Genomic DNA, 7,573 nt, shown 5'->3' with positions numbered 1-7,573 from the left:
GATCCAGCTTGAAAGCCCGGGCGAAGGCTTTTTCGGCGGCAACCAGATCGTTCCGGTCCAGTGCCCGCGCACCGTCCAAATAAGAATCGGCAGCCTTCCTGGCCTGTTTTGCCGAGACTGGTTTCGCGGGAGTCTGCGCACCGACGTACGACCACGCGGCGCCCGCAAACAAAACTGCGGCCACGGTGATGCGAAGATGCTTCATCGAAGAGTTAGACGCGAAAGAAAGGGATTAGAGTGTTTTTCCTGTTGCTTGGTATCCCGATAAAGGAGTGTTGCAGCGTTTTCATTGCGGAAAACGCCCATGAATGCAGAAGCCCTACGCAAGACCTACAGGAAAAACGCTCTAGCGTGCGCCGACAACAACATTGAATGCCGGCCGCTCCACATTGCGCTCACTGCGCACGGGACGGCGGAGGCCATTGCGGATGGCGTTCGAGTCCATGTTCAGCTCGGCCAGCGTACGGGAGAGTGTATTGCGGTGCATGCCCAGCTCTTCCGCGGCCTTGCACTGGTTGCCGCGATGATGCGCAAGCACTTCGAGGATGTAGCGCTTCTTGAACTCGCGCACAGCGTCGGTATAGCTGATTCCTGCATTGTGCATCTGTGCGACTAGAGTCTCAAGTTCTCGCTTCATTTCTTCCTCATTCAAAGTTACAGTCGTTCTCTTACCGATGTCGGGAGACCGTAGCGGCCTCTTTTTTGAGTTGCGAGACACCGTTCATCACGCGCTGCTGAAAATCAGTTGGCACGATGAAGGATACCCCATGCGATGCGGTTAGGAAATAGGGAGCAAGGTACGACTGGCGAAACAGGGTCGATTTGGGCAAAAAAGCCGCAACGGACATGACAATTGCCGTAACGGCCAGACAACCCCGCAGGAATCCAAAACAGGCTCCTCCCAGACGATCAGCCATGCCAAGTCCAACGGCCTCACAGCTTTTGCGGATGGCAAGGCCGGCCAGTGTTGCCAGCAGCATAACCGCAAAGGCGATGATCAGAAATGCCGCCGTCTCAGCGGCTGGCCGTGCCGTGATCCATCGAGCCAGAACAGCCGCGACCTGCGGATAGTACATACCCGCCAGCACGATGCCGACCGCGATGCCTGCCAAAGAAAACAGTGACCGGATGAGGCCACGCAGAAAGGCGGCAATCACCGACCAGGCAAGCAGAGCGACGATGGCGTAGTCCACCGGAGTCATCACTTTTATTTTGAGTGATAGCTGGCGGATTTAGCTGTTGACTCTTTGGCTACACCTCAATTTGGCTACGCCTGAAGAGGGTGGCCGGTGATGCGTTGATACGCCTCGAGGTACTTCGCGCGGGTATTGACGATGACCTCCTCCGGCAGAGCGGGCGCCGGAGCCTGCTTGTTCCAGTGGATCGATTCCAGGTAGTCGCGCACATACTGCTTATCGAAGGAGGGTTGCGCCCCGCCGGGAGAGTACAGATCGGCGGGCCAATAACGGGAGGAGTCCGGCGTCAACACCTCGTCCGCCAGCGTGATGGCGCCGTCGCTTACGCCAAATTCGAACTTCGTATCCGCCAGGATCAGCCCCTTCGATTCGGCATGAGCGGAGGCTTTGGCATAGATGGCCAAGGTCAGGTCACGCAGGTTGGTGGCGGTTTCCTGCCCGACCACCCGGATCACCTCTTCGAACGAGATGTTCTCGTCGTGCCCCACGTTGTTCTTGGCTGCGGGGGTAAAGATCGGTTCCGGTAGCCTGTCGGACTCGCGCRGCCCTTTGGGCAGAGGAATGCCGCAGATCATGCCGGTCTTCTGGTAGTCCTTCCAGCCGGAGCCGGAGATGTATCCGCGAACGACACACTCAACTGGGAACATCTCAGCTCGCTTTACCAGCATCGAGCGCCCCGCTTAGGTGGATGCGAGAGCTGCTCTCGCGCCAGCTTGCGTTCGGCAATTGCCGCTTCCAGCTCTGAATTGAACTCTGCTCCCAGCAGGATTGTGAGGGCTGTCAGGTAAAACCACGTCAGCAGGATGATGACAGCTCCCAGAGAGCCGTAGGTCACCGAGTAGTTGTTGAAGAAATGCAGATAGGTTCTCAACCCAATGGAGGCCGTCAGCCAGCAGGTAATGCCGAGTGCTCCCCCGGGTGTAAGCCATCGCCAGGCGCGAACCTTGAAGTTTGGCGCGAAATAGTACAGCGAGGCGATCGTCAATGCCAGGAATGAACCGCCGACAGCATACCCGAGAATGCGCGCCATCCAGCCCACCACTGCGGGAAGGCCCATCGTCGCCGTAAACCAGTGGCCGAGCAGGTCACCTCCCAGCATTGACGACAAAGAGAAGGTAAGCATGATGGAGATCACGACTGTCAGCACCACGGCGGAGAGGCGAGCCCGCAGATACGAGCGCGATTCCCGGATGTTGTAAACCGAATTTAAGGCTTCCTGCATGGCTGAAACACCGACGGAGGCAGACCACAGCGCTGCCAGCAAGCCGATGGTGACCTTTCCGGTGGTGGAATGTGCCGTCGTCTGATCGAAGGTGTGCAGCACCAGGTCGAATGCCTCCGGCGGAATCACCTTGGCGAGATATTGCAGGATCTGCATGTAAAACCCTGTTGCGGATTTGGCCGCAATGCCGAGCAGCGAACTGGTTGCGATGAGCGCGGGGAAGACTGCAAACAGGAAGTAATACGCCAGCTGTGCCGAACGGCCTAACAAGTCATCTTTCAGGAGCGATCGCGCGGTTCGTCGCAGCACAACACGCAGGCTGATGCCTTCTAGGTTCCATAGAGATCGCAGCGGAGACCGGTTGACCATGTCCCATACGTACTGCGGCGCCGAAGGACTCCTCGGCTCGGGTTGGGCATCCAGCAACATGCATCTACGTTGGATGGCTGGATCGCAGCAGGGTTTGGATGCCTATCTCAACGAGACAAAACAAAGGGCCTCGCGATGGAGGCCCTTTGTCATTTTGTTGCTTGTATTTAGGCTGCGTTCGTTGTCCGGTCTGCCCGGTTCAGATTCACGCTGACAATGCGCGAGACGCCCGGTTCCTGCATCGTGACGCCGTAGATCATGTCGGCTTCTGACATGGTGCGTTTATGGTGCGTAATCACCACAAACTGTGTATTTGCCGACATCTCGCTTACCAGCTTGGCGAAGCGGCCAACGTTGGTTTCGTCCAGAGGCGCATCGACTTCGTCCAGGATGCAGAACGGCGCCGGAGCGTAGAGGAAGATGCCGACCAGCAGGGAGAACGCGGTAAGGGCCTTTTCTCCACCTGAGAGCAGCAAAATGTTCTGCAGCTTCTTGCCCGGAGGCGAAGCGATGATGTCGATACCGCTCTCGGAGATGTTGTCCGGATCGGTGAGCTTCATCATGGCTTGGCCGCCATTGAACAGTTTGGTGAAGGTGGTTGAGAAGTTCTCGTTGATCTGTGTAAAGGCCTCTTCGAACTTGGTGCGCGAGACCTCGTCGATTTCCTTGATTGACTGGTGGGTGTTCTCGATCGAATCCAACAGATCCTTACGCTGGCTTTCGAGGAAGCCGTGGCGCTGCTCGGTCTCGGCAAACTCTTCCAGGGCCATCATGTTGACCGGTCCCATGTTCTCGAGCTTCTGCTTCAGGTTCCCTGTCTCTTCGCCGGCTGCGGTAAGCTCATCTCCGCTGATACGCAGCGTTAGTTCGTCAGCACGCAGCTCCGCTGCCTCGACACCCAGGTCCGCCATGGTTTGTGCTTCGAGATGCTCGATGTCCGAGCTCAGACGTGCTGCCTGTGCTGTGAGTGCGCTGCGCTTTTCCCGCAGAGCATCGGTTTCGATACGCAGCGTCTTCAGCTTTTGTTCAAGCTCAGTCAGCGAGGCGCGTAGCGCTGTCGCTTCGGAGGTGAGTGTCTGCTGTTCGGAGATTGCCTGCTCTCGCTGAGCTGCCAGCACGGTCTGCTGCTCGGCCAGTTGCAGGTTTTCCTCTTCGCGGCGCTGCTTCTCCGTAGCTCCGGACGTAAGCTGCTGTTCCATCTGGAGGAGCCGTTGCTGCTGGCCGTTGAACATGCGCTGGTTCTGTTCAAAGGCAGCCGTTGCATTGCGACGGCGCTCTTCCAGGCCGGCGAGCTGCGCTGAGGCTGCGGCGGCCTCAGACTGCAGCACCTCGCGGCTCAGACGCAGCTCGTCCATGCGTGCCGTGAACTCGGCGATACGGCCTTCGGCAGAGGCGCGCTCGGCCTCGTACTTTGCAGCCTCTTCCTGCTTGCGGCTAATCAGGTCCTGCTTGGCATTGCGGGCTTCGCGGTTGCGCTCGACAGAGAGCTGCCATTCGGCCAGGCGACGCTCAATACGGGCAGCCTCCGACTCCATCTGGCGCAGGGCCGCGCCTTGGTTAGCAGACTCACGTTCGGCTTCGCGGCGCTCAGCTTGCTTGTGCTCCAGAAGCTGTGACAGTTCAGTGATCTGACGGGCCAGGGTAGCGGCATGAATCTCGGTCTGCGAGAGTTCGGCTTCAAGCCCCTCCAGCTTGGTCTGAATCTCACGCAGCTCGCGCTTCAGCGCCAGGGGGCCTTCGCCGCGTGGACGTCCGCCGGTGACCGTAACGTTATGGAAGGTCTCGCCGGATGGTGAAAGGAAGAAGGCATCCGGATTCTGCAGCGCAAGGTCACGCGCCGTGGAAGAGTCCGGAGTGACATATCCCTCACGCAGCTTCGGCAGGACCACCTCGAGCGATTTGCCGAAACCGTTCAATACGCGGATGCAGTTCTTCAGCGGCACAATGCCGGTGTGCCCGGTGGTGTTCGCCGTGGATTCCATGCCCGCGGTGAAAGGGAACCGAGCCTGTGAGTCCGGAGGATGCACCAGGAAGGTCGCGCGGCCTTCAACATCCGACCGCAGCATCTGCATGCCCTGGTCGGCGGCGTCCCAGCTCTTGACGACGATGTAGTTCAACTCGTCACGCAGGAACTCATCGACGACCTGCTCATACTGGCCATCGACTTCCAGAAAGTCGGCGAGAGTTCCGATGGGCGCAACCGTGCTGGTGGCGGCATTGTGGCGGAAGATGTTACGGACCGTATCCGTCGAATAGCTGTGCTCGCGGATCAGGGCTTCCAGTGAGTTCCGGCGGCCCAGCAGGGTGGCAACCTCGGCGCGAAGCTGGTCGCCACGGCGCTTGGTCTCAGACTCTTCTGACCGTTTGCTCTCAAGCTGGGCGCCAGCGGCCTCAGCCGTTGCCGACTCCAGGAACGACTGTGTCTCGGCACGTTCGGCGGCCAGAGTCTCCATCTGCTGGCGGATCTGGGCGAGCTCGGCGTTGCCGGTCTCAAGACGTGTTTCCAGCTCGGAGATACGGTCGGTATTCGAGGCTGTGCGAGCCACCACGCGCTCCAGCTCAACGGCAGTCTGGTTGGAGCGGACACCCGCTTCGCGGATGGCGGCATCCAGCTCATAGCCGCGGGCGCGGCCGGTGCTGGCCTCGGCGTCCAGGGTCTCGAACTCTGCAGCCTGGCTATCGATCGTTTCCGTCAGAGAGGCGATCTGCTGGGCCGTATTCGCCTGTTCGGCGTCCATCTGCGCCAGCTTACTTGCCAGCACAACCCGCAGTTTGGTGCGCAGTTCATCGCGCAGGGCCACATAGCGTTCTGCCTTGGCCGCCTGGCGCTTCAGGCTGGCCATCTGGCGCGTGACTTCGTCGAAGATGTCATTGACGCGGGCAAGGTTCTGCTTGGCAGCCTCAAGGCGGAGCTCAGCCAGCCGCTTCTTGGTCTTGAAGCGTGTAACGCCGGCGGCCTCTTCGAGGATGGCCCGGCGGTCCAACGGCTTGGAGCTCAGCAGTTGACCGATGCGCTCCTGACCGATGATCGCGTAGTTCTCGCCAGAGAGACCCGTACCCATGAAGACATCCTGGATGTCGCGCAGGCGGCAGATCTTGCCGTTCATCAGGTACTCGGACTCGCCGGAGCGGAACAAACGGCGGGTGACGGTAATCTCGCCAGCGCGTACCGGAGCACGATTGAACTTGCGACGGCGGATCTTCAGTACCACATTGTTGGCCGCATCGGCTTCGGGAATGCCTTCGAGCTGCTGTTGCGGATGCGCTTCACCATCGATTACCTGACCTGGCTGCGCTTCCAGCACCGCGGCTTCGGTGTCGGCGGCACGCTCAGCGCGCAGGGCAGCTTCGTCCCAGTCGCCGTTGGGCTTGATAGCCCCGTTGTCTTCCGGATGCTCGTCTTCGATCTCGATCTCGGGCGTCTCGCCCGGCGCCAGCAAATGGCCGTCATAAACCTCGGGGTCTACCAGCGTGAGAGAGACTTCGGCCATGCCTGTCGGTTTGCGGTCGCGGGTTCCGGCGAAGATGACATCTTCCATCTTGGTTCCGCGCAGGCTCTTGGCTGACTGTTCGCCCAGTACCCATGTAATGGCGTCCGAAATATTCGACTTGCCGCAACCGTTCGGGCCAACAATGGCCGCAATGCCGTTGCCGGCGAGTTGAACCTCGGTGCGATCACAGAAGGACTTGAAGCCGAGAATCTGAATGCGCTTCAACTTGAGCATGGAATGGGTGCCTCCGAACGAAACAGGCCGTGAGCGTCCTTGAACATTGGACGTTCTAGAGCCTCATATCAATTGTGGGCATGTCGGGCTGCCTGAATCAACAAGTGCAACCCAAGATTTTGTGGATAAAACGGCCGTAACCCCACAAATGGGCGCCGCATGCAGTCAAAAGGTCCTATCAGGGAGGGAATCGTTCCGCTTCAGCCGTTTCGCTGGCCCATCTCACGCGCTCTCAGTGACAGTTTGCCGACCGGGAGCGTCTATAGGTTGTCATGGTCCCGTTACAAGGTGGTCAAACCACTGTGACGGTGCAGGATATGCCGCAGTTCTTCGCCACGTCCGGCTCTTTCCGTCCTCTTGCCAGAGAGCAACGAGCTTCTTATAATCCGCATCAACCCCCTATGGCAGGGCGAAGCGGCGCAGCGCGCAATCGCTGTCGTGCAGTGAACCTCTGGTCCATAGGGAAATTCTCCCTGCTGTACCTTCATAGACATCGCACAGTAGATTTTGAGAGTACTTAGGAGCCTTATCAAAATGAAGAAGGTTTTGTTCGCCTCGTTCCTGGCGGCCGCTGCAGTTGCGGTCTCCCCTATCGCCCTGGTGGCAGCAACGGCCAACGTGGGCCAAGCCCAGGGTGGCGGCGTGCAGATGTCGCAGGAAGAGTACAACGCTTACGATGCGGCTACGAAGACTGCCGATCCGAAAGCCAAGATTGCCGCGCTGCAGGCATACCTCGACAAGTATCCGCAGAGCACCGTGAAAGAAAGCGTCCTGGAGCTCATCATGGGCGCCTACGGTCAGCTTAACGACGCTCCGGGTGTGCTCTCTGCCGCTGACAAGCTGCTGCAGGTCAATCCGCAGAGTCTGCGCGCCCTCACGATGGAGATGAGTCTCCACAAGACCATGGCCGATCAGAAGTCTGATCCGGCCGAGAAGCAGGCTGAGCTCGACAAGGCAGCCGATGCCGCCAAGAAGGCTTTGAGCGCGACCAAGGGTAAGGACATCGACCAGGCAACCTGGGATGCGATGATCAAGCAGGCTACTCCTTACCTGTACAGCGC

At 59.2% G+C, this 7,573-nt stretch carries 5 protein-coding genes and 2 pseudogenes; 1 reads left to right on the top strand and 6 read right to left on the bottom strand.

The genetic code is table 11. The features are described from left to right. The 6 genes and pseudogenes from AB4043_RS18375 to AB4043_RS18350 form a co-directional block, all read right to left on the bottom strand. The coding region (locus AB4043_RS18375; protein ID WP_442307729.1) for a hypothetical protein at window positions 1-205 on the bottom strand (205 nt) is incomplete at its 3' end. Between the two features lie 141 nt (window positions 206-346). Then, window positions 347-637 (bottom strand): helix-turn-helix domain-containing protein, encoded by a 291-nt coding sequence (locus AB4043_RS18370; protein ID WP_147648210.1) that lies wholly within the window; start codon window positions 635-637, stop codon window positions 347-349. A gap of 31 nt (window positions 638-668) precedes the next feature. Then, the gene (locus AB4043_RS18365) at window positions 669-1,202 is read right to left on the bottom strand and encodes a CvpA family protein (protein WP_442299795.1); all 534 of its coding nucleotides are present in this window, start codon (window positions 1,200-1,202) and stop codon (window positions 669-671) included. A 65-nt stretch (window positions 1,203-1,267) separates the two neighbouring features. After that, window positions 1,268-1,873, bottom strand: a pseudogene (locus AB4043_RS18360) (phosphoribosylaminoimidazolesuccinocarboxamide synthase); the annotation flags it as partial. Further along, window positions 1,855-2,847 (bottom strand): YihY/virulence factor BrkB family protein, encoded by a 993-nt coding sequence (locus AB4043_RS18355; RefSeq protein WP_442307728.1) that lies wholly within the window; start codon window positions 2,845-2,847, stop codon window positions 1,855-1,857. The gene AB4043_RS18355 and the pseudogene AB4043_RS18360, both read right to left, overlap by 19 nt. A gap of 107 nt (window positions 2,848-2,954) precedes the next feature. Further along, the gene (locus AB4043_RS18350) at window positions 2,955-6,512 is read right to left on the bottom strand and encodes an AAA family ATPase (RefSeq protein ID WP_442307727.1); all 3,558 of its coding nucleotides are present in this window, start codon (window positions 6,510-6,512) and stop codon (window positions 2,955-2,957) included. A gap of 534 nt (window positions 6,513-7,046) precedes the next feature. Between AB4043_RS18350 and AB4043_RS18345 the strand changes: the two are divergent. Next, a pseudogene (locus tag AB4043_RS18345) lies at window positions 7,047-7,573 on the top strand (hypothetical protein); the annotation flags it as partial.

It is taken from the genome of Terriglobus sp. YAF25 (assembly GCF_052113305.1).
Lineage (GTDB): Bacteria > Acidobacteriota > Terriglobia > Terriglobales > Acidobacteriaceae > Terriglobus.
The sequence above is the reverse complement of the archived record's forward strand: the minus strand, read 5'-3'. Positions and strand labels throughout refer to the sequence as shown.